The organism is Cohnella yongneupensis (genome assembly GCF_042655785.1).
GTDB lineage: Bacteria > Bacillota > Bacilli > Paenibacillales > Paenibacillaceae > Cohnella > Cohnella yongneupensis.
In genome coordinates this window covers 207,313-232,749 of the sequence record NZ_JBHSNC010000024.1, presented here as the reverse complement: position 1 = coordinate 232,749, position 25,437 = coordinate 207,313, and the positions used below count along the sequence as shown (strand labels likewise).

Below are 25,437 nucleotides of genomic sequence, written 5' to 3'. Positions count from 1 at the left end.
TAAGGAGTGACGTACATCATGAACAACGTACTGCAGGGCTGGATTGAAACCGTCATTGCTAAAGATATCGATCAGGAGGACGCCGTCCGTTTCGATTACGGCGACCGTACCTTCGCCATATACCGCACCGCGAAAGACCAGTATTACGCCACCGACGGCTGGTGTACGCATGAACGTTTTCATCTCGCAGGCGGCCTGGTGATGGGCAACATTATCGAGTGTCCCAAGCATAATGGGCAATTGGATTACACGACCGGCCAAGCGAAGCGCGCGCCGATCTGCGCGAATATCCGCACCTATCCCGTCAAAATCGAGTCGGGCAAAATCTTTGTGAAGATAGATTGAGGGGGAGCGACATGACCGCACAAGATATGGTCATTATCGGCGCAGGGGAAGCCGGCGCCAGAGCGGCGGTCGAATTGCGGAGCCAGGGTTGGAACGGCAAGATCACCATGATTGGCGAGGAGAAACATTCGCCCTATGAACGGCCTCCACTCTCTAAACAAGCATTGCTTGAAGAAACGGAGCCGTCGCCGGTATTCATTCTGGACGGGGAGAAGCTGTCGCAGCACGATATTACTTTCCTCTCCGGGGTTCCGGCCGTGAGGATCGAGCGGAATGAGCGCAAGGTCGTTCTCGAGGATGGAAGAGAAATTCCGTACCATCGCCTGCTGCTGGCTACGGGCGCGAGGCCGCGCAAGTTTGCCATGGAGGGCTCCGATACGTCGAATGTCCTCTATCTGAGAACGATGTCCGATGCATTGGTTTTGCGCGAACGCATGACCTCGGGCAAGCACATCGCCGTCATCGGCGGAGGCTTCATCGGCCTCGAGACGGCGGCAAGCGCCATCCAGAAAGGCTGCTCGGTAACCTTGATCGAGGTTGCACCCCGTATCCTTATGCGCGGCGTACCTAAGGAAATCGCCGATCTTGTTGAAGACCGGCACCGCGCGGCGGGAGTCGACTTCAAAATCGGGATCGGCATCGCCCGGATCGAGGGTGACCGTGAAAAGCACGTCATCACGCTCGCAGACGGAACGGTTGTAACATGCGACGCGTTAATCGTCGGAATCGGCGCGGTTCCCGAAACCGCTCTGGCGGGATCATCCGGTCTCGAATTGGACAACGGCATTCGCGTCGACGAATGGCTTCGGACCAGCGATCCGAACATCTATGCCGCTGGCGACTGCTGCTCGTTCCCGCATGCGTTGTATGAAGGAAGGCGAATCCGTCTGGAAGCCTGGCGGAACGCGCAGGATCAAGGCGCATTGGCCGCCCGGAATATGCTTGGCGCAGAAGAGCCTTACACGACGGTTCCTTGGTTCTGGTCTGATCAATACGAGCAGACGCTTCAAGTGACCGGGTTGGCCGGAAACGAGGATACGATCGTGCACCGGGCAATCGGCGACAGCGCGAAGATGTACTTTCATCTGGCAGCCGACGGACGTCTGGTGGCCGCGAGCGCGATCGGACCAGTTTCCAGCATCGCCAAAGAAATACGATTGGCGGAAATGCTCATTCATAAGCAAGCGCGGCCGGATTCATCGGCATTGGCCAATCCCGAGGTGAAATTAAAAACGCTGCTGCAGGGTTAAGGCAGAAAGCACGGGTCAAAGGAGCACCTCATATGGCAGGAAATCGAGCGAGGGATCGGGACCTCTCCGCTTGGGAGGACAATGTAGCATGAAGATTAAGAGTTTCAAGGCCCTTTGGGGTATGGAGGGCTCGCTCGAGCAGCAATTCGAGCGCATTGCCGCCGCGGGCTACAGCGGGATCGAGAGCCCGCTGCCGCACGCGATGGAGGAACTGCTTGGATTTCCCGCTGAGGACAAGCAATTCCGGCGTCTGCTCGAGCGATACGACCTGGATTATATCGCGATGGTGTTCTCGGACGGCGCGGACCACGCCGACTCCTTCCGGGAACAGGTGGAACGGGCCATGACGTATGGCCCGATCCTGATCAATTCTCACAGCGCCAGAGATAGCATGTCATTCAAGGAGCAGGCCGCATTTTTCGAGAAGGCTTTGGCCATCGAGCTCAAGGCGAATATACCCGTCGGTCACGAGACCCACAGGGGACGCGCCATGTTTACCCCGTGGACGACGGGGGCCCTGCTGAGGGAATTTCCGGAATTGAAACTCACGGCCGATTTCAGCCATTGGGTATGCGTATGCGAGTCGCTGCTGGGGGATCAGAAGGAAAATCTCGATCTGGCCATCGGACGAACCGTTCATATCCATTCGAGGGTCGGATACGCCCAAGGACCGCAAGTTACGCATCCCGCCTCGTCGGAATATGCGCTCGAATTGGCGACGCACCTGGACTGGTGGAGAGCAGTCATGCAAGACCGCGTCCGGACGGGCAGGGAGCTTACCTTCACGCCGGAGTTCGGACCTGCGGGCTACATGCACACGCTTCCGTTTACCGCGCATCCAGTGACGGATTTGTGGGAAGTCTGCCTGTGGATGAAACGGCGGTTTGAACAGGTGGCGGATGAAATTAGGCTGGATACAGCTATGGGGAGGCAACCGGTATGAAACTGGGGTATCAGACAAATACATGGGGCGGGGTTGTTGGACATCCCGCCGGCGTGACCTCCGTCAAGGACCTTTATTATCTGGCATACGGGTCGACGGAGCAGGCCGTTCGCGATATCTCGAAAGCCGGTTATGCCGGGATCGAACTGTTCGACGGCAATTTGATGCAGTATGAAGACCGCCCTCAAATCTTCGAAAATCTCTTGACGGAGCATAACCAGAAGCTGGTCGGGGTATATACGGGCGCCAACTTCATTTATCGGGATATTCTGGAAGACGAATTCCACAAGATCGAGAAGGTCGCGAAGCTTGCTTCGGCATTCCAGGCTGAGCATCTGGTGGTCGGCGGCGGCGCCGTCCGGGCATCCGGCATTCTGGATTCCGATTACAAGGCGCTGGCCGAGTCGCTCAACCGGGTTGCCGAGCTGGCAGCCAAGTACAACCTGCGTCCAAGCTACCATCCGCACCTGGGCACGATCGTCGAGAAGCCCGAACAGCTGGATCGCATCATGGAGCTTACCTCGATCGGATTATGCCCGGATACGGCTCATATCGAAGCGGGGGGAGGCGATCCGCTCGCGACGATCAAGAAGTACGTAAACCGGATCCCTTACGTTCATTTCAAGGATTACGGTTCCGGTTCTTTTCTGCCGCTGGGCGAAGGGAACCAGAATTTCCGTGCAATGGCCGCCGTATTGCGGGACAATCACTATTCGGGCTGGATCACGGTCGAATTGGACAGCTACGAGGACCCTCTTAACGGCGCGGTCATCAGCAGGAACTACCTGCGCGAACAACTAAACTTGAACGAATATCAAACCATCCCGACAGGCAGAGGAGAATGAAACGATGAAGAAATTGAACGTAGGCATGATCGGCGGAGGATTCATGGGCAAAGCCCATTCCATGGCTTATGCGGCAATGCCGATGTTTTTCTGGCCAGCTCCTGCGATTCCGCACCGTAAAACGGTTGTCGATATCAACGAACAAATGGCGAAAGACGCTGCCGCCCGGTACGGCTTCGAATCCTATTCCTCCGATTGGAGACGCGTCGTCGAGGATCCCGGGATCGATATCATCGATATCGTAACGCCGAACGACTCGCATGCCGAGATCGCCATCGCCGCTGCGAAAGCCGGCAAGCACATCATTTGCGAGAAACCGCTCGCACGCACGGCCGCAGAAGCAAAACTCATGTATGACGCCGTGAAGGATGCTGGCGTCAAGCATATGGTCGCTTTCAATTACCGGCGCACCCCCGCCATTCTTCTGGCGAAGAAGTATATCGAAGAAGGGGCGATCGGTAAGATCCTGAACTTCCGCGGTACGTATTTGCAAGATTGGTCAGCCGATCCGCAATCTCCGTTGTCCTGGAGATTCCGCAAGGATATTGCCGGCTCCGGCGCTCTGGGCGATATCGCTACGCATGTCATCGATATGGCCCGTTACCTGGTCGGAGAAATCAACGAAGTCATGGGAGTAGCCAAGACATGGATCAAGGAACGTCCCGTTCAATCCGGCGGCGTTGATAAGCTCGGGACGGTGAAGGCCGGGGGCGACGTAAAAAAAGAAGCGGTCGACGTGGACGACGAGGTCAGTACGCTGCTTCGTTTCGAATCCGGGGCGGTAGGCAGCATCGAAGCGACCCGGAACGCTTGGGGACGGAACAACTATATCACGTTTGAAATCCACGGCGAGACCGGTTCGATTTCCTTCAACTATGAGCGCAGCGATGAACTGAAGGTATGCTTCGCCAGCGATCCGGACGACCGCCGTGGCTTCCGCACCGTATATACGGGGCCTGCGCATCCATACGGCGCGGCATTGTGGCCGATTCCGGCACTCGGGATCGGATACGGCGAGACCAAAATCATCGAGGCCTTCGATTTCATTTCCGCGATTGTGAACGATACCGAAGTGTCGCCGAACTTCCATGACGGCTACCGGATCGCCGAAATCAGCGATGCCATCCTGCTATCCGCAAGCAACGGCAAATGGGAGAGAACGGGCGCGTAAAACGGCGCGGTATCTTGCCCCGTCAACATGCTGGGAAAAGGAGGAGAATGCACATGGGGACACCGATCTTGGAGATGCAGAATATTTCCAAATCGTTTAACGGAAACAAAGTGCTCGATAAGACCCGTTTCGAATTGCGAAAGGGTGAGGTTCATGCCCTCATGGGCGGCAACGGGGCCGGCAAATCCACGCTGATGAAGATTCTGACCGGTGTCTATGAATTAGATGAAGGGTCTATTCGACTATACGGCAGCGACGTGCAGATTCAAACGCCAGTCGATGCCGAGAAGCATGGGATCTCCATGATTTTTCAGGAGTTTAGTCTGGTGCCTGAACTGACCGTTGCCCAGAACATTTTCCTCGGAAGAGAACCGAAGAACGCATTGGGTTTTATTGACGACAAGAAGAGCGCACAGCTCACGAAGCAGCTGCTGAATGAATTGAACGTCGACATGAAGCCGAATGATGTGGTAGCCGATCTGGGGGTCGGCTACTGGCAGATGACGGAAATCGCCAAAGCTTTATCCAAAGATACGAAAATATTGGTGATGGACGAGCCGACCTCCTCCTTGACGACACGGGAAACGGAAATCCTGTTTGCGTTCATGGAGCGCCTCAAGCAAAAGGGCATTTCCATCGTCTACATTTCCCACCGGATGGATGAGATTTTCCGGGTTTGCGACCGGATGACGATCATGCGGGACGGCAAGCATCTGATTACGGAAGAGATCAGCCGTCTGGATATGGAAAGCGTCGTTCAGCATATCGCAGGCAAAAATCTCGAGAAGTTCGAATGGAAGGAACGTAAGCGGGGAATCTCCGATACGGTCGTGCTGGAGGTCAAGGATTTACGGACGAATAACCGCGTCAACGGCGTCAGCTTCGAATTGAAGCAAGGCGAGGTTCTAGGCATTGCCGGCTTGATGGGAAGCGGGCGCACGGAAACCCTTCGCGCGATTTTCGGCATCGACTCGGCCACTGGCGGCGATATTTACGTAGGCGGCCGCAAAGCCGACATGCGTTCCCCCAAAGACGCGATCAAGAACGGAATCGCCCTGGTGCCCGAGGATCGAAGAGTGCAGGGCTTGGTGCTGGAGCATGAAGTGAAGGACAATATTCTCCTGCCTTCCCTTTCCAGGATTTCTAACGTTTTTGTAAACGATTCCAAAGGGAATTCGATCGCCGAGGAATGGGTCAGACAGTTAAACATCAAGACGGATTCCATCTACAAAACCTCTCGGCTGCTGTCAGGTGGAAATCAACAAAAAATCGTGTTCGCCAAATGGCTGGCCAACTCTCCGGACATTATCCTGCTGGACGAGCCGACGATCGGCATCGATATCCGGGCGAAAACCGAAATCATCGATATGATACGCGCACTGGCGGAGGAAGGAAAAAGCATATTGCTCGTATCTTCGGAGATGACCGAACTTCTCGCCGTGAGCGATCGTGTACTCGTGTTCCATGACGGAAAAGTGGTCAAGGAATTCCGACAGGAGGAAATTAGTTCCGAAGAGGATTTGGAGCAGGCCATTCAAGGTTTTTAAGAAGGAGTGGATGAAACGTGTCAAATAAGGAAGCCGTCAACAATCTGCAAACCATACCCATCGGCGACTCTGGGTCCATGTCGTCTTTGCGGCTTCGCCATTTTAACTGGAGACAATACATCGTTTACTTTGCTTTCATCGGCGTATTCATCATCTTTTCCCTCACATTAAGCGACAGCGGGTTTGTGACGACGAACAATCTGCTGAACATCGTACGCCAAACGGCGATCATCTCGATCATGGCCGTGGCGATGACGTTTGTCATCAGCGCGGCGGAGATCGATTTGTCGATCGGATCCATCGTATCCTTGTCCTCCCTCACCTCCGCCATGGCGCTGCAGCACGGCTATGGCATAGCGGGAGCGGTCATTGCCGGCTTAGGTTCCGGTTTGATCGTCGGTTTGATTAACGGGTTGCTCGTGACCAGAGTCCTGATTCCTTCCTTCCTCGTTACGATGGCCATGATGGGCATCACCAAGGGATTGGCGATGCTGGTCTCGCATACGGCCCCTGTCCCGATCAACGATGATAACTATGTGTACATTTTCGGTTCCGGCGACGTTGGAAGCATTCCGGTACTGCTGTTCTGGATGGTGCTCGTCGCGGTCGTCGGTCATATTCTTCTGCGCAAAACGACCTTTGGACGCCGGACGCTGGCAACCGGGGGCAACCAGAGCGCGGCGCGTTTCTCGGGGATCAATGTCGCGAAAACGAAGCTTTACGTGCTCATGGGATCGGGCGTAATGGCCGGGCTTGCCGGCATGCTGTATGCCGGACGGATGCATTCCGGGCGTTATACCTTCGGTGAAGGCGACGAATTATCGGTCATCGCTGCCGTCATTCTCGGCGGCACCAGTCTCTTCGGAGGCGTGGGCACCGTAATAGGAACGGTAGTGGGCGCTTTGCTGATCGGAACCATCAACAACGGTCTGATTATCATGGGCCTTGACGTCAGCCAGCAAATGATCATCAAAGGCGCGATCATCATCCTGGCGGTTGCATTCGGCCGCAAAGCCATGAACAGGTAAGGACGACCTTTATACTGCGGCTTCTTGAAGGAGGTGACGGTCGGAGAGACAAATGGGCGGGATAGAAGGACCGGACTGGTATTACCGGGGGAGTCACTATAGCAGGACCCAAAATATGAAAAAGGGAGAAACCAACGTGAAAAACAAAACGAGTCTAATTCTTGTCGTACTGATTCTTATGCTGTCGATGAGCCTTGCCGCATGCGGTAAGAAAAGCGAATCCTCAGGGGGGGCCAGCCAATCGGCCGCCGCATCCCCGGAAGCAAGCGGCGATTCCGCCGCCAAGCAAGGACCGAATCCGGCTGACGAATTGGAGAAGCTGATGACAAAGGTTCTCACGAAAGGTCCGAACGGCGAAGTGCCGGTGTCCGCGGACACGCTTGAAATCACGAGCGAGGATATCGCGAAGTTGAAAGAAAAGAAGATCACGGCAGCGATCGCCATGCATTACATGGGCAATGATTGGTCTACCACCCAAGTCAGCGCAATTAAAGAAGAGATGGCCCGCCTGGGTATCGAAATCATCGGGGTAACCGATGGTAACTTTAAGCCGGAGAAGCAGACGTCCGATATTGAGACCTTATTGGCCAAGAAACCCGATATTCTGCTTTCCATTCCGACGGACGGCGTCGCGATGGCGCCTATATTCAAGAAAGCAGCTGAACAGGGCACGAAAATCGTATTCATGGCGCAGGCCGCAGACGGAATGAAGGCTGGCCAGGACTATGTGACCATCGTATCGCCTGACGACTACGGCAACGGCGCGGCATCTGCGCATATGATGGCCCGCGAATTGGGCGGCAAGGGCAAAATCGGCATCATCTATCATGAAGCCGATTATCCGACAACTAAAATTCGTTATCAGGCGTTCTCCGATGTGATCAAACAGTATCCGGGCATTGAAGTCGTAGAAGAACAAGGCGTAGCAGGACCGGATTTCGCGGGCGATGCGGAGAAAGCGGCTTCCGCCTTCCTGATCAAACATCCTGATCTGAAGGGCATCTGGGGCGTATGGGATATTCCGGCCGAAGGAATCATGGCCGCTGCCCGGAATTCCGGCCGTGAGGACCTAGTCATTACGACGATCGACCTAGGCAAGAACGTCGCGATCGAAATGGCAAAGGGCGGCATGATTAAAGGCCTGGGAGCACAGGGCGTCTATCAAGCCGGCATTGCGGAAGCGAAGGCAGGAGCGCTGGCGGTGCTTGGTAAAGAAGTCCCACCGTTCCTGGTCGTAAACGGAATCCCGGTCGACAAGGACAATCTCTTGGCAAGCTGGAAGAAGGTCTACAACGTAGACGCGCCGAAAGAAGTTGCCGATGCGATGAATAAATAAGATGACCTCCGGAGGCAACTCCGGATCGACACGCAAATAATGAAGGGGGCGGCGTTCTTGTTTCTAGAACGCCGTTCGTATCCATGGGGTGTAGAGATGAAAAAATTAAACAATTCGTTAGCTGCCCTGATCGGCGTTTGGTTTATCATAGCGCCCTGGGTATTGGGATATTCCGACGTTTCGGGCGCCGTTACCACAAGTGTGGTCATCGGTGCAGTGATGGCGCTTTCATCCTGGTGGTCCTTCAAGGTGCCAGGCTGGAACCTGATTTCCCTGCTTGCGGGTGTCTGGTTCATTGTCCTTCCTTTCGTGTACACGCTCGATAGCGTAGAGAAATGGATCAGCATTGGGCTGGGTGCTCTGGTCGTCGTTCTCAACCTATGGAACGATTAAGAGAAGAATGGATGGAAGCACGTGGATAAGGCCTTGCCGGCTGTCTTTCCATCCGGAAGCCGAGAGAGGAGCATACGGAAATGTTCATATTCCTTCACAATATTAAAGGAACCTTGAAGAGTAAAGACGGCACTCCCGTCTCCGGCGCATGGCTTCAGCTGCACGGTACCGGAACGAATTCGAAGAGCTATAACGTCAAAGTGAATGATGGAGCATTCTCTCTACGGCTGCCGGACAGCTACTATACGATCGACGGCTATTGGGATGAGGAATCACAAGCCCAGATTCAGCTCTTCTATACGTTTCAGGTGACGGGCGGCAAGCCGGTTCCCGATCGGCTGGCACTCATCGTGCCGGACAATAACGTTATGGGAACGGTCAAACGATACGACGGAGTCTCCGTGGACGGCGTCTACTTGAATATCCACAGCGAGAATGCCGGAAGGCACAATTTCGGGTACAACACCAAGGTGAATAACGGCAGCTTCGCTTTGTTTCTGGCGGACGGCAACTATGTGGTCGACGGTTACCTCGATCCGGAAATGCAGAAGAAAATACAAGTCCATTACCCCTTTCAGGTCGTGAAAGGCAAGTCGAGATCTAATCCGTTAAAAGTGATCGTTTCGAAGGAACATATTGTTGAGGCTCTGTATCGGGAGGGGCACCATTAGCAAAGGATGTCCGAATTCCAGTACGAAAGGTGAGAGGCAATCGCCCATGAAGGTAATCAAAACGGGCATTATCGGCACGGGTTTCTCCGGATCCTTCCATGCAGAGGCGTTGAGAAGGGTGCCGGGCGTGCAGATTGTCGCGGTCTGCGGGAGCAGCTTGGAGAAGGCATTGGCGTTCGCCGAGCAATTCGGCATTCCCAAGGCTTACGGAACTCCCGAGGAGCTTATCGCCGATCCGGAAGTTCAAGCCATTCACAATTGCACGCCGAATGACATGCATTACCGCGTCAACAGCCAAGTTTTGCATGCTGGAAAACATTTGCTGTCGGAAAAACCGCTGACCAAAAACAGCCAAGAATCCGCGAAACTGCTCGAGCTGTCGCGCCAAAGCGCCGGAGTGAGCGGGGTTTGCTTCAACTACCGTCATTTCCCGTTGGTGCGGCAGTCCAAGGAATACATCGAAAAGGGCGATTTCGGCCAGGCCAATCTCGTCTACGGCGGATATACGCAAGATTGGCTTTTGTATGACACCGACTACAGCTGGCGGCTCGATACGGAGAAGAACGGCCTATCCCGCGCCATCGCGGACATCGGCTCGCACTGGTGCGATACGGTCCAGCACATACTCGGACAGCGGATCGTGGAGCTGTGCGCCGACCTCAAAACGGTGCATCCGATCCGCCAAAAGACGAAGGGATCGGTCACCACGTTCTCGGGAGCGGCTGCGGCGGTAACCGAGCCGATGGAAGTGAAGACCGAGGATTACGGTAGCGTGCTCGTCCACTTCGAGAACGGAACGCAGGGCGTGTTTACCGTCTCGCAAGTATCGGCCGGCCGCAAAAACCGCTTAACCTTCGAAATCGCGGCGGAATCCGCTGCCCTCGCGTGGGATCAGGAAAAGCCCAACAGCCTCTGGATCGGTCGCCGGGACGAGGCGAACCGGCAGCTGATGAGGGACCCCGGCCTGCTGAGCTCACCGGCTGCGGCGTTAGCCCATTATCCGGGGGGCCATCAAGAAGGCTGGCCGGACGGCATGAAAAACCTGCTGATCGATTTCTACAAAGCGGTCCGGAACAAGGAAGCGGGCGAACCCGTTTCGCCGTCTTTCGCATCCATGGAAGACAGCCACCATATCATGAAGATCATCGATGCCATCCTGAAAAGCCATGCCGAAAGACGGTGGGTCAAAGTTGATGAGTGACTGCGGATTTCACTCAAAAGAGTGTCCCATGCAGGAATGTCATTAAGTTAAGCCCAAAGACAAGACCGAGAATACAAATGGAATCCAAACGGCATGGGAAAAAGCCCTGTGCCGTTTGTTTTTTGGTGCATGCAAGGAATGAGCGTACAGCGAATATTGCGCGTAATTCTTCTGCCCTTGGTCAAAGTATACCTGTTGAAAAGGTATTCCTCGCAATTATTGGGCCACTTCTAGAAAGTCAATTGTTTTCTACAAACTCCAAAAATAAACTCATGGTTCGTATCGCTAATAAACGTCCGGTTAGAAAGGCATTCTCAGGACCAAGTTAACAAGAAACTTTATTCTGCATTCATATGACAACCGGTTGACACATCAAATGTCAACCGGTTATTATATTCGTGAAGCGAGAATGACTACGCTTACAAAATTCGTGTCAGGGGGAGACGATTTTGCAATTGAGAAAAAGCCTTGCCTTAGGTATCAGCTCCGCGATGCTGTTGTCCGTATTAGCGGCTTGCTCGGGGAATAACGGCAACGCGCCGGCGAGCAGCTCGCCGGCCAGCCCGGCCCCTAGCTCTTCTGCGGCTGCGACCGAAGAAGCCAAGGATGTCAAGCTGACCTTCTTCAACACTTCTGCGGAAGTGAACAACGTGTTCGAGGATTTGTTCAAGACGTATCACGAGCTGCACCCGAACGTGACGATCGAGCTTATTCCGACGCCGATCGGCGGCGCTCAGCTCGAGAAGTTCCAGTCGTTGCTGGCTTCCGGCAATCCGGCCACGATGGCTAACCTCGACCCAGGAACGATTCTCCAGTTCAAAGACAAATTCCTGGACCTCGAGTCGGAGAAAGCCAAGTACGAGCAATTGACGAAGCCGGGCGCGGTCGAAGGAGCGCTGTTGGACGGCAAGTTCCTCGGCATTCCGTGGACGGCTCAAGGCTACGGCTTGCTGTATAACAAGCGCGTGGTGGAGGAATCGATCGGCGGCGCCTTCGATCCGTCCACGATCAAGACCCGCAGCGATCTCGCTGCGCTGTTCGAGAAAGTCCAAGCGGCCGGCAAAGCTCCGGTCATGATTCACGGCGCGGACTGGTCGCTCGGCGCGCACTACTTGGCGCTCTCGTATTCCTTGCAGTCGAACAGCGTGGATACGAACCGCAAGTTCGTCGAAGACATGAAGAACGGCACGGTGAAATTGTCCGACAACCCGCAGTTTACCGGATTGATGGACACGTTCGATTTGCTCAAGAAGTATAATGCCCGGTCGAAGGACCCGCTTGTCGCGGATTACATGAAGGACAGCACGGACTTCGCCAAAGGCGAAGCGGCGTTCTACTTCATGGGCGACTGGACATGGGCGGTCATCGGTACGCTGGAAGGCCGCGATCAAGAATTCGGCATCTTGCCTGTTCCGATCAGCGACAATTCGTCCGACTTCGGCAACAACCAAGTCGCTTACAGCGAACCGAAGCTGTTCGCGATCGATGACTCGGGCTCGTCGCCGGAGCAGCAAGCCGCGGCGAAAGCGTTCCTCGAATGGCTGGTCACGAGCGAGCAAGGCCAAGAAGCGATCGTCACGAAGATGGGCTTGGCATTGCCGTACAAAGACGTCAAAGCGAAAGGCACGAACGTCATCTCTGACGCGATCAACACGTACGTCGACCAAGGCAACGTCATCAACATCGGCGTCATCAACTACCTCCCGCAAGACTACTGGGCCAAGACGGGCGCATCAATGCAGAAGTACCTTGCAAACAAGATCGATCGCCAAGGGCTGGCCGACGAAGTGGAAGCTTATTGGAAATCTAACGCAGGGAAATAACGCGCACGAATAGAAGACGGGTCTGAGGCGTCGGCCTCGGCCCCTCTTTTGTTCGAAAGCGTCCATTACCTGTCCGCAAAGGGGCGACAACATGAACAAAAAGCTTTGGATGAAAAACGCGGGAACTTTCCTGCTGTTCGGTGGACCTTCCTTGTTCGCGTTCGCCGCGGTCGTCCTAGCGCCTTTTGTCATAGGCTTGTACTTGACCTTCACGAATTGGGACGTTCGGACGTCGGACGGAACGTTCATCGGCTTTTCGAATTACATGGAAGTGTTCCGCGACGATGCGTTCCTGAAGCAATTGTGGTTTACGATGAAATACGTATTCTTCACCGTTCTGATCTCCAATCTGGTAGCGTTCATGATCGCGCTCGCGCTGTCCGGCGGATTGAAGGGACAAAAGTGGCTCCGAACGGGCTTCTTCACGCCTAACCTGATCGGAGGTATCGTCCTCGGTTACTTGTGGCAAACGCTATTCTCCCAAGTGATGCCTTTTTTGGGCGAAAAGTACGGATGGTCGTTGTTCGATACGTCCTGGCTGACCGATACCGGCACCGCGTTCTGGGCGCTCGTCATCGCCACCGCTTGGCAACTGTCCGGCTATCTGATGATCATTTACATCGCGGGCTTCGCCGGCGTCCCCGTCGACGTGCTGGAAGCCGCCCGGATCGACGGCGCGAGCGCCGCCGGCATTCTGAGAAGAATCACGCTGCCGCTGTCCGTGTCCGCGATCGTCATCAGCGTCTTCATCTCGCTGTCGCGTTCCTTCCTAACCTATGACATCAACCTGGCGCTGACGAAAGGCGGGCCGTTCAATTCGACCGAGCTGGCGTCCTACTACATCGTTCAGAAGGCGTTCTTGTCCAATCAATACGGAGTCGGGCAAGCCGAGGCCGTAGTCCTGTTCGCCGTCGTGGCGGTCATCGCCCTGACGCAGTCGTATTTGCTTAAGAAACTGGAGGTGGAATCGTGAGAAAACCCCGACAGCCGCTGGCGCTGGCCAAATCGTTCATTCTGTACGCGGCGCTGTTCGTCTTTCTGATCCCCTTCCTGCTCGTACTCATGAACTCCTTCAAGAAGACGCAGTATTTCGTCGAGAATCCAATCGCGCTTCCGCGCAGCCTCGACTTCTCGAACTACGTCAACGCCTTCGAGAACATGGGTTTTCTTCAGGCGTTCGTGAATTCCACGATCATCACCGTCATCGGCGTCTTGTTGATCCTGGTCTTCTCGTCCATGACCGGTTATTTGTTCGTGCGCTTCAAATGGAAAGTCAACACGGTTCTCTTCTTCGTCATGCTGGCTTCGATGACGATTCCATTCCAAGTCATCATGATTCCGCTCGTCATGATCTACGGCAACATGCATCTGCTGAACATGAAAGCCAGCTTGCTGTTCATGTACATGGGCTTCGGCATTCCTTTCGGCGTGTTTACGTACCATGGTTTTATCAAAGGCATCCCGTTCGAGCTGGAGGAATCCGCCTTCATGGAAGGGAGCTCGCGACTTCGAACATACTTCCATGTCGTGCTGCCGCTGCTTAAACCGGTTACCGTCACGTTGCTCGTCTTGGACGTGCTATGGATTTGGAACGATTATTTGCTTCCGAGCCTCGTGCTGTTATCTCCGGACTTAAAGACGCTGCCGTTGTCGACGTACGCTTTTTTCTCGTCGTATTCGGTGGATTACTCGCCGCTCATGGCAGGATTGGTGATGACGATCATTCCCGTCCTCGTGCTGTATTTGTTCCTCCAGAACCAGATCATTAAGGGAATCACCGAGGGCGCGTTAAAATAAACTTCTTTTTCAGAAGCTGAAATTACCCCCTATTTGGCTTATAATGGGACTAAAACGCTAGGTGGTCCGTTCATGGCGAAAATCGAAGACGTGGCTGAAAAAGCGGGAGTATCCGTCACGACCGTATCCCGCGTCCTTAACGATAGAGGCTATATCAGCCAGAAGACGCGAGACAAGGTCAACGAGGCGATGAGGGAGCTCCGTTACCAGCCGAACGAAATGGCGAGGTCGCTATTCAGAAGAAAATCGAATACGATCGGCCTCATCATTCCGTCCGTGGCGCACCCCTTCTTCGGCGAGCTGGCCTACCATCTGGAAGATTGCGCCGACCGGAACGGATATAAGCTACTGCTGTGCAATTCGAGCCGCGACGTCGGCAAGGAACGCAAGCATATAGAAATGCTGAAGAAAAATCAGGTAGATGGCATCGTCATGTGCAGCTCGGTGCTCGACGTCGAGCATTATCTTCACTTGAACTTGCCGATCGTGTCGTTCGACCGCACGCTCGGATCCGATATCCCGATCATCGCCTCCGATAACCGGATGGGCGGGGCGTTGGCGGCGCGACTGCTCGCGGAGAAGGGTTGTCGGCATCCGGCTTACGTATACCGCGGCATCGGAGGCCCGCATCATCCGGCCATGTTGGCAAGCGATCGCGTCTTGGGCTTCGAGGAAGCGTTCCGGGAAGCCGGAGTCGCGTCCGTTCGACTGGAACTCGACGCCGGCGGCGCGGATGACCGGCGGAACGATGAAGAGCTTGCTCGCTTCTTCGCCCTGCATCCGGATACGGACGCCGTCTTCGCCAGCAGCGACGTGATCGCGGCCGAGGTGATGCAAGCTTGCCACCGGCTAGGGAAGCGAATCCCGGACGAGCTGAAGCTGATCGGATACGACGACGTTAACGTGGCGTCATACTTGACGCCGCGTTTAACGACAATCCGCCAGCCGATTCGCGAGATGTGCGAACGTTCCGTTGAGCTCATCGCGATGCAGATCGAGGGGGTGGCGGTCGCCGGCGTCCATTCGTTCCCCGTCGCGCTTGTCGAACGGGAAACAACGTAACGCCGCGCCGGTTAGCTCGCGAAGCGCGTAGACGCATTCGCGCGGCGATCGTTCGACGACGGTGTCAACCGGTTGACACCGTTCCGATTGTACTGTACTGCAAAGGGAGGTTTCGTGATGGCCGTTACCATTAAAGACATTGCCGAGAGAGTAGGAGTATCGGTCACCACCATCTCCAGGGTGCTCAATAACAGAGGATATTTAAGCGACAAGCTGAAGAAGAAAGTGCAGGGCGCGATGGAGGAGCTGAATTATCAGCCGAACGAGCTGGCCCGGTCGCTCTCCCGTAAAAAATCGAACGTGATCGGTCTTATCGTTCCCGATATCTCGCACCCTTTCTTCGGTCAGTTGACGAAGCATATCGAGTATTATGCCTACAAGCACGGTTATAAGCTGATGCTTTGCAACTCGTTGCTCAATAAGAAAAAGGAAAAAGAATATATAGAGCTGCTGAGGGCCAGCCAGGTCGACGGCATCATCATGGGCAGCCATACGATGAAGGTAGAGGACTACATGGCAATCAAGCTACCGCTAGTTACGTTGGACAGGCGGATTTCGGACGCCATTCCTTACGTCTCGTCCGACAACTACAAAGGCGGCGCCCTGGCCACGAAGCTGCTCATTAGGAAGCGGTGCCGCAAAATCGCCTATCTCAGCGGCAGCTTGCAGTTGAATTTGTTGGCTAAGCAGCGGCACGACGCGTTCATGGAGCAAGTCGGGCGGCAATCGGTCGACTACGTCGTACGGCAGACGGATTTGAACGGGTTCAAATACAAGGAATACGAAGCGCTCGTTCGCGAGCTGTTCGACGAGCACCCCGACATCGACGGCGTGTTCGCGAGCAGCGATTTGCTCGCCCTGCAGGTCGTCCGGGAAAGCAGGAGGCGCGGCAAGTCGATTCCCGGCGATCTGAAGGTCATCGGATACGACGGGATTCAGAACGGCGGAGCGGAGGAGCTGACGACGATCGAACAGCCGATTCAAGAGATGGGCAAGCTGGCGGTTCTCCGTCTCCTTCAACAGATGGCGGGCGAAGAGACGCCTCTGGAAACGATATTGCCCGTAAGGCTGTTGGAAAGGGGCACGACTTGAGAAGGGTCTCCCGCCTCCCGCCGCACCGACGAGATTTCGCGCTTCAACCTATCAGGCAGGAGGAAAGTTCGTGCTGGAGTTCAATCGCCCCTTGGCGCTGCAAGATAAAGCAAATGACGTGTTGACGGTGGGGGAGTTGCTCGTCGATCTGATCTCGGAGACGTACGGCGAAGATCACGAAGCCTCCTCTTATCGCAAATATTTCGGCGGGTCGCCCGCCAACATCGCAATGAACGTTCGCAAGCTGGGCGCTCGGTCGCAACTGGCCGCTGCGGTCGGAGCCGACGGGCTGGGGCGGTTTTTGCTCGGTCATCTGCAAGCGGCAGGAATCGAGCCGGCGTTCGTCGAGACGGTGCAAGAGGCGACGAGCCTCGTCGTGCTCACGAAAAGCCGATCGACGCCCGTGCCGATCTTCTATCGCCGCGCGGATTACCGGTTGTCGTACCGTCCGGCGCTCGAAGAGATCGCGAAGCAATCGCGCTTTCTCCACTTCTCGTGCTGGCCGCTCTCCATGAATCCGTCCCGGACCACGGTCGAGAGGCTGATAGAGCTCGCCCAGGCGCACGGAGTGCGGATCGGTTTCGATCCGAACTACCATCCGATGCTTTGGTCGGAGGAAGAGGACGGCGTCGAATACGTCAAAACGATCATCGGCCGCTCCGATATCGTCAAGCCTTCGGACGACGACGCGGAAAGGCTCTTCGGCAAAGACGTTCCGGACAAGCAACTCCGCAAGTTTCTCGATCTCGGCGCCAAGCTTGTCATCCTGACGCTCGGCAAAGACGGCGCCTTGGCGTCCAACGGCGCGGAAACGATCCGGTTTCCGACGTTGGCCGACGAGGTGTCGGATACGACGGGAGCGGGGGACGCGTTCTGGTCCGGCTTCTACGCCGCGCTTGCGCAAGGCAGTACTCTGAAGGACGCGATTTCTCTCGGTCTTGCCGTCAGCGCATACAAGCTGAAATTCACGGGCGCGGTTGTGGACCTGCCCGATTTGTCTTCGATTCGAACGCAATACGGTTTATAAGAGGTGAACGTAATGGCCATCAACAACAAAGTTCAGTTGATTACGTACCCCGATTCGTTGGGCGGGGATTTGAAAGCGTTGCGCCATGTGCTCGATACGAGCTTAAGCAATCTGTTCAGGGGCGGCGTTCATATTCTGCCCCCTTTCCCTTCCTCCGGCGATAGAGGATTCGCGCCTCTCACTTATTTGGAGATCGATCCGAGCTTCGGCACGTGGGAGGACATTCAAGCCATCGGCGAAAACTACGACGTTCTCGTCGACCTGATGGTGAATCACGTGTCCCGGCAATCCGAGTATTTCCGCGATTTTCTCGAGAAGGGACGGGCATCCGAGCATGCCGACCTGTTTCTGACGCTCGACAAGGTTTGGCCGGACGGCCGGCCCGTCCAGTCGGACATCGACGCCATGTTCCTTCGCCGTCCGCGTCCGTATTCGACTTATCCGATCGCCGGCACGGACCGCGAGGAAAGCGTATGGACGACGTTCGGCAAGACGGATCCGTCCGAGCAGATCGATCTCGACGTCGGTTCGGACGCGGCCAGAAAGCTGTTAAAGTCGTTTTTCGAGCATTTCAAGGCGAACAACGTCAAGATCGTCAGGCTCGACGCCGTCGGATACGTCATCAAAAAGCTAGGTACGAGCTGCTTTTTCGTGGAACCGGACATTTACGAATTTCTGGACTGGACGATGGAGATGGCGCGATCGATGGATATCGAGCTTCTGCCGGAAGTCCATTCGCATCCTTCGATTCAATACAAGCTCGCGGAGCGCGGCTTTTGGATCTACGATTTCATATTGCCCTACCGGATTCTCGAGGCGCTGCTGACCCAAGACGGCAAGGAGCTGGCGCAATACTTGAAGGTTCGGCCGAGCAAGCAATTCACGATGCTCGATTGCCATGACGGCATTCCGGTCAAGCCGGACTTGGACGGCCTCCTCGATACGAACGAAGCTCGCCGGGTCGTCGATCTTTGCGTGTCCAGAGGAGCCAACCTGAGCTTGATTCTGTCGGACGAGCACAAGGCGACGGACGGTTTCGACGTCCATCAGATCCGCTGCTCCTATTATTCGGTATTAGACCGGAACGACAACGCCTATCTCACTGCCCGCGCCATTCAATTTTTTGCGCCGGGCATCCCTCAAGTATATTACGTCGGTCTTCTCGCCGGGGAGAACGACTTGGAGAGGGTGGCGTTCACGGGCGAAGGCCGCGAGATCAACCGGCACAATTACTCGTTGGAAGAAATCGAGCGGTCGCTCGGGAAAGAAGTCGTCAAACGGCTGCTCAAGCTGATTCGCTTCCGGAACGAATACGCGGCGTTCGACGGCGAGTTCGAGGTCGTCGACGTTCCGGACGATGCACTTGTTTTGCGCTGGACGAACGGAGAGATAATGTGCGAACTGCACGTGGACTGGAGAACGATCCAATCTTGGATCTCGTATACGGATTTCAACGGGAAACGAGCGGAATACTGGATCTGATGCTTCCGCGGCGAGGAGGCGCTCAAGCTCGTCGCCACGACTGACTACTTGAAAGGAATGTTGCCGAATGCCTTTAATCGACATGCCACTAGAAGAGTTGAAATCATACAAAGGGCGCAACCCTCGACCGGCGGATTTCGACGAGTATTGGAACCGCGCTTTGGCCGAGCTTCGCGCCGTCGATCCTCAGCTTGAGTTCGTGCCAAGCGAATTCCAGACTCCTCAAGCCGAATGCTTCGATCTTTATTTCACCGGCGTACGCGGAGCTCGTATCCACGCCAAATACGTCCGGCCAAGACACGCCGAAAACCGTCATCCGGCCGTCGTCCAATTTCACGGCTATACGGGCAACGCAGGCGATTGGCACGATAAGCTCGCTTATGCATCGCTGGGATTCTCCGTTCTCTCGATGGATTGCCGCGGACAAGGCGGCATGTCCGAAGATACGGGAGGCGTAAAGGGCAATACGCACCATGGCCATATTATTCGCGGCTTGGACGATCATCCGGATAACCTGCTGTTCCGCCATATTTTCCTCGATGCCGCGCAATTGGCAGGCATCGCGCTCGAGTTGCCCGAGGTCGATCCGCAGCGTGTCTATGCGATGGGCGGCTCGCAAGGCGGCGCACTAACGATCGCTTGCGCAGCGCTGGAACCCCGGGTGAAGAAGCTCGCTCCCGTATTTCCGTTCCTGTGCGACTACAAACGAGTCTGGGAAATGGATCTAGCCAAGGATGCCTATCAAGAGCTTAGAACTTTCTTCCGCTATTTCGATCCGCTGCATGAGCGAGAGGACGAAATATTCGAAAAGCTCGGGTACATCGACTTGCAGTATTTGGCCCCTCGTATTAAAGGCGAAGTGCTGTTGTTTGTCAGCCTAATGGATACGATCTGCCCGCCGTCCACGCAGTTCGCGGCATACAACAAAATGACCGCGTCTAAACAGCTCGTCGTCTACCCGGATTACGGGCACGAGAACTTGCCGGGATCAGGCGATCGGACGATGCAATTTTTTATGAATGAAAATTGAAATTGTATCTTTTCATATGGAACGAGTTAAGGCGGCCATCGGTTCCCGCGCGCTTAAGTTCTGACGGCACACTAATCCTCCCGAGATTTCAGATCGCGGGAGGATTTTTCATGGCTTTGGGGGAGTAATTGTCTATATCGTGCTGTTCCATGACTTGATCATCAAGGTTGAACTGCCAACTATCGAGAAGTATACTTAATCGTTCGAAGAACGCCGTAAATGCCGTTGGTCTTCTTGTTCGGAACGAATTTGACGGTTACGGCTTCCTTGCCTGAAGTCAGCTCATCCGGAAGAACCAAAGTCCGCTCATAGAACGCGCGCTTCCATTCCTGAGGGAATTGTTCGGTAGAGAGAAGCTCCTCGTCCACAAAGATGTCAATGCTGCGATTCGTATGCATGCGGTTGAAAGTCACGTTTAGCGCCGTACCTGGCCCAACTTTCATCCGATAGCTAAACCAACCGCCGGGTTCTGCCATTCTGCCGTTTAATCCTTCCCAAGTACCCGCGCGGGTGAGTTCCCCTTGAACCTGATGTTCCAATTCATATTGATCGTTGCCCACTTGTACGGCGTCGATCGTCGCTTCTCTCACCAGCCTTTCCCGTTCGGCGTGATCAATATGTTTCTGCAGCTCCTCCGATCCTTCATCCAGAAAGCTCCAATAGATGCCGTATCTTTCGCGATGCTGAAGGTAATGCGGGGTGAATACAAGCCGCTCATCCTCGTCCGTATGCTTAAGGACGAATGCCAGTTCGTTGCCACGGCGAACGACATGTTCATCGAACCGTTGCAGCCATTCCTCCACGATCATCCCTTGGGGCACGATAAAATCTTTGACCGCGATTCTTCTCGTCGCAACGTGGACGTTAACGCCGGTTTTCGACTCCGTGAGATCTTCAGTGCCAAGCGCCGCGCTGAGTACGATCGGACCGTACTGAAAGCCGATGGAATAAGGGGAATCAGGCAATCGGGAATAAGTAACCTTCATCGGAATGCGCAATGAAACCGTATCTCCGTCGTTCCACTTCCGATCGACGACCGCATAATGCAGATCCTTGATCAGCGTCGTCTCCTTGCCATTCACCGAAACGACAACCTCGCCTGCAGCCCAAGATGGAATACGGATATGCAGCGCGAGCTGCTTCGATTCGTTGGTTTGAATGGTGAATACAACCGTATCCATTGCAGGAAGCGAAGTCGACTGCGTTACCGTTACCTGCTGCTCCGTCCAATTCAGCTTTGAGCTGATGAACTGGTTAATATATAGGCTGCTGCCGTTATGGAAATAGAGACTATCGTTCAACTTCGTAAAGCTTTCCATTCCCGTTCCCGTACAACACCAAAAATGTTCGAACGGCGAGCTGTAAATTTTGAAATATCCGGTGGCCATCGGCTGGAAGTACATCGTCATGCCCGTATCCGGATTTTGGGAAGATACGATCGCGTTAATATAGGTTCTCTCGTAAAAATCGGCGTATTTGCGATCTTGCGTCAGCTTAAACAATTCTTTGGTCAGCTTCAGCATATTGTAGCTGTTGCAGGTTTCGCAGGTCACGTCGGAGCGCTTGCTGTCCAGCACATCGGGCTCGCCGAAGTGTTCGCATTCGCTGTTGCCGCCTGTAATGTAACTATGATGATTAACGACCATATCCCAGAAATTAACGGCCGCTTCGTAATAGCGGCGTTCGTTTTCGCCAAGAGTCAAATACCGGTTCAGAGCGCCGATGAATTTCGGAATCATCGTATTGGCATGTTTGCCTTGCAGTACATCCCGTCCTTCGCGCAGGGCTTCGAACAAGTGGATTTCATCAAACCGGTGGGCAGTTTCAAGATGGCGATGATTTCCCGTTACCTTATACAGATCGTAGAGGCAATCGTTCATGCCGCCATATTCGACAGCCAGCACCACGGACTGAAGCTCTTCGGACCACGACAAGGCGCGGTTCGCTGTCCAATCGCCGAGACGATTAACGACTTCATAAGCCTGCTTAAGATGGGTCGCATCATAGACGGCAACGAGACCGGCTATGATTTTGTGCATCGTATACCACGGTACCCAGGCCGGTTTACGATTCTCAACGTTGTCGAACAGCGTCTCGGGAAAGGCGGATAGGTAGCCGTTATCCTGTTGGCAATCAGATAATTCGCCGATGAGATATTCGATCCTTGCGAGGAGATCTTTATCCTTCGTCTGGGCGTAAGCCTGAGAGACAGCCGTCAAATAATGGCCCAACGTATGACCTCGGATTTCGGTGCTTTCCCACCCCGGATATTTGTCAGCCTTCGGCTGCAAGCCGTTCGTTTCCCGGAATCCGGCAAGGAGACGGTCAACGTCATAGCTGGTCAAATAGTCCAACTCTTTCTGAAAGGCATGGGTCAGATAGTCGTTCGATAATAGCACGCGGTCGAGTCCGAAGTGCTGCAATGCAGTTGTGAGGGTCATATCCTTCATCACATTCATCCTCTCGAGAATATGATGAAAGCGTATAATTTCGACACGGGGTGAGTAAATAGCTTAAGGTTCGATTATATGTTAAAAAGGAAGTTGTTTAAATTTTCTATTCCGAGATTACTGAATTCCACGTAGAATGAAGTGTGAAAAAGGAAGAAGGGATGTGCGAGTTTGACTTACTATACTTTCCGCGTCGATAAGCCGGTATCGCTTGTGATGACCGGCAAATTCGTCGCTCCCTCGCCAGAATGGAGACATTTGCACCGCGTGTTGCTCGAATTCGAGCTCTTCGTTCAAACGCGCGGCGTTTTGTATATCGCAACGGACAAAGAACAATTCATCTTGAACAATGGCGAGTTCCTTTTGATGCCGCCGGGCTCGGTACAATTCGGATACAGGGAATCGGACTGCAGCTTCTATTGGCTTCATTTTGCCGTTCAAGACGGCTACGAGACCGTGGAACAGGATACAGGATATACACCCGGAGTATTATCGATTCCGCATAAAGGCTCGCTCCGGAGTCCGGACAAGCTGGTCGTCATGATGAAACAGCTCCAGGATTCGGTCCGTAGCTATAGGGAACAGACGCTGAACAACTATTTAACGACCGGTATTTTATGCGAATTGTATAACCAACTGCATGCCGTTCAGAATCAATCGAGGAAGAAGCTTAAGCAGCAGTTGTACAACGATATCGTCGATTATGTGAAATGGAATCGACAGGAAAATATGAAGGTGACCCAAATCGCCGAGCATTTTGGCTATAACGCCAAGCACTTGTCCGTCTTGTTCTCGAAGGTTGCGGGAATTTCTCTTAAACAATACTTGATCCAAGAGAAAATAGATGCCTCAAAGTCTTTGCTTGTCGATACGAATGCGAGTATTAAGGAAATTTCAGAGCAATTGGGATATGCGGATAGCAATCAGTTCATGCATAGCTTTAAGAAAAGCACCGGTCTGACAGCGAGCGAATACCGTAACGCTTACGCGAATAGGCTGTTGTTTTATAAATAGCACGATAGGTCATTAATTGACCGAATAAATTATTGAATTAAATTCAACCTTCCTCTACGCTGATTAGGAGTTAAAGATGACTGGAAGCGAGGGGGATAAATTTGAAATATAGGCGTATTGGAAACAGCGGAATCAAGGTGAGCGTAATCGGTCTAGGAAGCTGGCTAACCTACGGGACGGCCGCGGACTTTCCCGTAAACACATCGTGGAGCAGTGCGAAGCGAGTTTGAAGCGATTAGGCGTAGACTATATCGATATTTATTTTTGCCACCGTTTCGACATGGAGTCGCCGGTGGAGGAAACGCTCCGTGCAATAGATGATTTGATCCGACAAGGGAAAATTTTATACGCTTCGGTAAGCGAGTGGAGCGCCGCGCAAATTGCCGAAGCCATCGGGGTCTCGCGTAGATTAAACCTGAATCCAATTATATCCAACCAACCAATTTACAATATGTTCGAGAAGTATATCGAGAAAGAAGTGCTGCCGTTTTGCGAACGCGAGGGCATCGGCCAAATCGTATTTTCTCCGTTGGCGCAAGGAGTGCTGACAGGCAAATACAAACCTGGACAGCCGTTTCCATCGGACAGCAGAGGTGCCAACGAGTCGATTAACGGGGTCATTAAAAGTTATTTTCGCGAGGAAGTACTCCTGGCAGTTCAAGATCTTGAACGAGTCGCTAAGGAAATCGGACTATCCATGTCGCAGCTTGCCTTGGCTTGGGTATTACGCCAGAGAGGGGTAAGCTCCGCGTTAATCGGCGCGACCAAACCTCATCAAATCGAAGAAAACGTCAAGGCAGTAGATGTTCAGCTTTCTGCGGATATCTTGTTGCGGATCGATGAGGTACTAGCAAGGGTCAAAGATTTTGCGCCTTTAAGATGACAGGCAAATGGAAATAGGTTCAAACAAGAGGAAAACTTTTGTTATCCGAAGTCAAATTGTCGCCGTCGGAAAAATGGATCGGGTAAACGTTGGCAAGCAGAAACGGCAGCAAGCCGATCGCAAGAATCGCGAGCACGAAGCCGACCGTCATGCAGCGCATGATTTTCGCCAAAGTCATCCTTATCGCCTCCCTATTCGGAAAGCGACCGTCCCCTCCAGGAGACGATCGCTTTTTTCGCATTTATACTACACCGCCGCTTCCCGCTTCTTGAAGAACGTCTTCAGAGCAGAGTAGATCTCGGCTTTTTCCTTAATCACATAGTACAGGAACTGCTGATGCTCGAGATGCTTGTAAGCGGACATAAGCGTACTCGAGCGATTGTATTGATTCACTTCCCCGTAGCCGAAAATATTCGAGCGTTTCAGCATTTCCTGAATGAGCCGGACGCACCGCTCGTTGTCGCTCGTGAGGTTGTCGCCGTCGGAGAAGTGGAACGGATAGATGTTGTATTGAGAGGGCGGATAGCGGCTATCGATAATTTCGAGCGCCTTTCACGTAAGCGGAGGAGCAGATCGTGCCGCCGCTTTCGCCGCGGGTGAAGAACTCCTCTTCCGTCACTTCCTTCGCCTCGGTATGGTGCGCGATAAACACGATCTCGACTTTCTCGTATTGCTTGCGCAGGAAGCGGCTCATCCAGAAGAAGAACGAGCGGGCGCAATATTTTTCGAAGCTGCCCATCGATTTGGGTGTGGCGTAATTAACTAAATGAATTAATGATTACCAGACTCCCTATTCTCCCCGGCAAGATAAGCAGAATACTACAGCTTTCCGCATTTTGCGACTAAATACATTTTTTTACTTTCCTATTAGGAGAAATCTTGTAATAATAGGTACCGAGAACCGATTCAATTGGGAGGTTTATCCTATGTTTTGCGTTAAATGCGGAGCAGCTTTCGCTGAAGAAGAGAATTTTTGCGCGACATGCGGTACGCCGAGAAAAAGAACCGATACATCTCCCGTCAACGAGGCCACTGCGCCTCGGCCTA

Annotated in this window: 22 protein-coding genes and 2 pseudogenes; 21 read left to right on the top strand and 3 right to left on the bottom strand. The window is 53.8% G+C overall.

Features of this window, described 5'->3' with window-relative positions:
* Positions 1–18 precede the first annotated feature (18 nt).
* From ACFPQ4_RS08250 to ACFPQ4_RS08160, 19 genes are all read left to right on the top strand, one after another.
* Positions 19–345: a MocE family 2Fe-2S type ferredoxin gene (locus tag ACFPQ4_RS08250; protein WP_378111311.1), complete on the top strand. Its 327-nt coding sequence runs from the start codon at positions 19–21 to the stop codon at positions 343–345.
* 11 nt (positions 346–356) lie between these two features.
* Positions 357–1,595: an NAD(P)/FAD-dependent oxidoreductase gene (locus tag ACFPQ4_RS08245; protein ID WP_378111310.1), complete on the top strand. Its 1,239-nt coding sequence runs from the start codon at positions 357–359 to the stop codon at positions 1,593–1,595.
* A gap of 88 nt (positions 1,596–1,683) precedes the next feature.
* Positions 1,684–2,538, top strand: a complete 855-nt coding sequence (locus ACFPQ4_RS08240) for a sugar phosphate isomerase/epimerase family protein (RefSeq protein ID WP_378111309.1) — start codon at positions 1,684–1,686, stop codon at positions 2,536–2,538.
* Positions 2,535–3,383, top strand: coding sequence for a sugar phosphate isomerase/epimerase family protein (locus tag ACFPQ4_RS08235; protein ID WP_378111308.1), 849 nt, complete (start codon positions 2,535–2,537; stop codon positions 3,381–3,383). Before ACFPQ4_RS08240 ends, ACFPQ4_RS08235 begins: the two co-directional genes overlap by 4 nt.
* 4 nt (positions 3,384–3,387) lie before the next feature.
* Positions 3,388–4,554: a levoglucosan dehydrogenase gene (locus tag ACFPQ4_RS08230; protein WP_378111307.1), complete on the top strand. Its 1,167-nt coding sequence runs from the start codon at positions 3,388–3,390 to the stop codon at positions 4,552–4,554.
* A 53-nt stretch (positions 4,555–4,607) separates the two neighbouring features.
* Complete coding sequence (locus ACFPQ4_RS08225; protein WP_378111306.1) at positions 4,608–6,101, top strand: sugar ABC transporter ATP-binding protein; 1,494 nt, start codon at positions 4,608–4,610, stop codon at positions 6,099–6,101.
* Positions 6,102–6,118: 17 nt separating this feature from the next.
* On the top strand, positions 6,119–7,129 hold the full coding sequence (locus tag ACFPQ4_RS08220) for an ABC transporter permease (protein ID WP_378111305.1): 1,011 nt from the start codon (positions 6,119–6,121) through the stop codon (positions 7,127–7,129).
* 136 nt (positions 7,130–7,265) lie between these two features.
* Positions 7,266–8,465: a substrate-binding domain-containing protein gene (locus ACFPQ4_RS08215; RefSeq protein WP_378111304.1), complete on the top strand. Its 1,200-nt coding sequence runs from the start codon at positions 7,266–7,268 to the stop codon at positions 8,463–8,465.
* A gap of 57 nt (positions 8,466–8,522) precedes the next feature.
* Positions 8,523–8,858, top strand: coding sequence for an SPW repeat protein (locus tag ACFPQ4_RS08210; protein WP_378111303.1), 336 nt, complete (start codon positions 8,523–8,525; stop codon positions 8,856–8,858).
* An 80-nt stretch (positions 8,859–8,938) separates the two neighbouring features.
* A complete protein-coding gene (locus ACFPQ4_RS08205; RefSeq protein WP_378111302.1) occupies positions 8,939–9,529 on the top strand; it encodes a hypothetical protein in 591 nt (196 codons plus the stop codon).
* 46 nt (positions 9,530–9,575) lie between these two features.
* Positions 9,576–10,730 (top strand): Gfo/Idh/MocA family protein, encoded by a 1,155-nt coding sequence (locus ACFPQ4_RS08200; protein ID WP_378111301.1) that lies wholly within the window; start codon positions 9,576–9,578, stop codon positions 10,728–10,730.
* A 449-nt stretch (positions 10,731–11,179) separates the two neighbouring features.
* Complete coding sequence (locus ACFPQ4_RS08195) at positions 11,180–12,553, top strand: ABC transporter substrate-binding protein (RefSeq protein WP_378111300.1); 1,374 nt, start codon at positions 11,180–11,182, stop codon at positions 12,551–12,553.
* 91 nt (positions 12,554–12,644) lie between these two features.
* Entirely contained in the window at positions 12,645–13,526 is an 882-nt protein-coding gene (locus tag ACFPQ4_RS08190; protein WP_378111299.1) for a carbohydrate ABC transporter permease, read from the top strand.
* Positions 13,523–14,350 carry a carbohydrate ABC transporter permease gene (locus ACFPQ4_RS08185; RefSeq protein WP_378111298.1) on the top strand — a complete coding sequence of 276 codons (828 nt, stop codon included), beginning with the start codon at positions 13,523–13,525 and terminating at the stop codon, positions 14,348–14,350. The genes ACFPQ4_RS08190 and ACFPQ4_RS08185 overlap by 4 nt, the downstream gene beginning before the upstream one ends.
* 72 nt (positions 14,351–14,422) lie before the next feature.
* A complete protein-coding gene (locus tag ACFPQ4_RS08180; RefSeq protein WP_378111297.1) occupies positions 14,423–15,412 on the top strand; it encodes a LacI family DNA-binding transcriptional regulator in 990 nt (329 codons plus the stop codon).
* Positions 15,413–15,529: 117 nt separating this feature from the next.
* Positions 15,530–16,504, top strand: a complete 975-nt coding sequence (locus ACFPQ4_RS08175; RefSeq protein ID WP_378111296.1) for a LacI family DNA-binding transcriptional regulator — start codon at positions 15,530–15,532, stop codon at positions 16,502–16,504.
* A gap of 70 nt (positions 16,505–16,574) precedes the next feature.
* Positions 16,575–17,531 carry a carbohydrate kinase family protein gene (locus ACFPQ4_RS08170; protein ID WP_378111295.1) on the top strand — a complete coding sequence of 319 codons (957 nt, stop codon included), beginning with the start codon at positions 16,575–16,577 and terminating at the stop codon, positions 17,529–17,531.
* A 12-nt stretch (positions 17,532–17,543) separates the two neighbouring features.
* A complete protein-coding gene (gene gtfA, locus ACFPQ4_RS08165) occupies positions 17,544–19,013 on the top strand; it encodes a sucrose phosphorylase (protein ID WP_378111294.1) in 1,470 nt (489 codons plus the stop codon).
* A gap of 67 nt (positions 19,014–19,080) precedes the next feature.
* Positions 19,081–20,043 (top strand): alpha/beta fold hydrolase, encoded by a 963-nt coding sequence (locus ACFPQ4_RS08160; RefSeq protein WP_378111293.1) that lies wholly within the window; start codon positions 19,081–19,083, stop codon positions 20,041–20,043.
* Positions 20,044–20,222: 179 nt separating this feature from the next.
* Here the strand turns inward: ACFPQ4_RS08160 and ACFPQ4_RS08155 are convergent, their stop codons facing one another.
* On the bottom strand, positions 20,223–22,493 hold the full coding sequence (locus tag ACFPQ4_RS08155) for a glycoside hydrolase family 127 protein (protein WP_378111291.1): 2,271 nt from the start codon (positions 22,491–22,493) through the stop codon (positions 20,223–20,225).
* Positions 22,494–22,664: 171 nt separating this feature from the next.
* On the opposite strand from ACFPQ4_RS08155, the gene ACFPQ4_RS08150 reads away from it, so the two are divergent.
* Together ACFPQ4_RS08150 and ACFPQ4_RS08145 are read left to right on the top strand one after the other, a co-directional pair.
* On the top strand, positions 22,665–23,507 hold the full coding sequence (locus ACFPQ4_RS08150) for an AraC family transcriptional regulator (protein ID WP_378111290.1): 843 nt from the start codon (positions 22,665–22,667) through the stop codon (positions 23,505–23,507).
* 101 nt (positions 23,508–23,608) lie between these two features.
* Positions 23,609–24,390, top strand: a pseudogene (locus ACFPQ4_RS08145) (aldo/keto reductase).
* Between the two features lie 19 nt (positions 24,391–24,409).
* Here ACFPQ4_RS08145 and ACFPQ4_RS08140 read toward each other — a convergent pair.
* Entirely contained in the window at positions 24,410–24,568 is a 159-nt protein-coding gene (locus tag ACFPQ4_RS08140) for a hypothetical protein (protein ID WP_378111289.1), read from the bottom strand.
* A gap of 68 nt (positions 24,569–24,636) precedes the next feature.
* Positions 24,637–25,141 (bottom strand): annotated as a pseudogene (locus ACFPQ4_RS08135) (DUF444 family protein); the annotation flags it as partial.
* Positions 25,142–25,437 lie beyond the last annotated feature (296 nt).

Excerpts from the sequence above, each read along its gene's own strand:
- ACFPQ4_RS08250 (WP_378111311.1), top strand. The coding sequence starts at position 19 with ATGAACAACGTACTGCAGGGCTGGATTGAAACCGTCATTGCTAAAGAT.
- ACFPQ4_RS08245 (WP_378111310.1), top strand. The coding sequence starts at position 357 with ATGACCGCACAAGATATGGTCATTATCGGCGCAGGGGAAGCCGGCGCC.
- ACFPQ4_RS08240 (WP_378111309.1), top strand. The coding sequence starts at position 1,684 with ATGAAGATTAAGAGTTTCAAGGCCCTTTGGGGTATGGAGGGCTCGCTC.
- ACFPQ4_RS08235 (WP_378111308.1), top strand. The coding sequence starts at position 2,535 with ATGAAACTGGGGTATCAGACAAATACATGGGGCGGGGTTGTTGGACAT.
- ACFPQ4_RS08230 (WP_378111307.1), top strand. The coding sequence starts at position 3,388 with ATGAAGAAATTGAACGTAGGCATGATCGGCGGAGGATTCATGGGCAAA.
- ACFPQ4_RS08225 (WP_378111306.1), top strand. The coding sequence starts at position 4,608 with ATGGGGACACCGATCTTGGAGATGCAGAATATTTCCAAATCGTTTAAC.
- ACFPQ4_RS08205 (WP_378111302.1), top strand. The coding sequence starts at position 8,939 with ATGTTCATATTCCTTCACAATATTAAAGGAACCTTGAAGAGTAAAGAC.
- ACFPQ4_RS08200 (WP_378111301.1), top strand. The coding sequence starts at position 9,576 with ATGAAGGTAATCAAAACGGGCATTATCGGCACGGGTTTCTCCGGATCC.
- ACFPQ4_RS08190 (WP_378111299.1), top strand. The coding sequence starts at position 12,645 with ATGAACAAAAAGCTTTGGATGAAAAACGCGGGAACTTTCCTGCTGTTC.
- ACFPQ4_RS08180 (WP_378111297.1), top strand. The coding sequence starts at position 14,423 with ATGGCGAAAATCGAAGACGTGGCTGAAAAAGCGGGAGTATCCGTCACG.
- ACFPQ4_RS08175 (WP_378111296.1), top strand. The coding sequence starts at position 15,530 with ATGGCCGTTACCATTAAAGACATTGCCGAGAGAGTAGGAGTATCGGTC.
- gtfA (WP_378111294.1), top strand. The coding sequence starts at position 17,544 with ATGGCCATCAACAACAAAGTTCAGTTGATTACGTACCCCGATTCGTTG.
- ACFPQ4_RS08160 (WP_378111293.1), top strand. The coding sequence starts at position 19,081 with ATGCCTTTAATCGACATGCCACTAGAAGAGTTGAAATCATACAAAGGG.
- ACFPQ4_RS08155 (WP_378111291.1), bottom strand. The coding sequence starts at position 22,493 with ATGAAGGATATGACCCTCACAACTGCATTGCAGCACTTCGGACTCGAC.
- ACFPQ4_RS08140 (WP_378111289.1), bottom strand. The coding sequence starts at position 24,568 with ATGACTTTGGCGAAAATCATGCGCTGCATGACGGTCGGCTTCGTGCTC.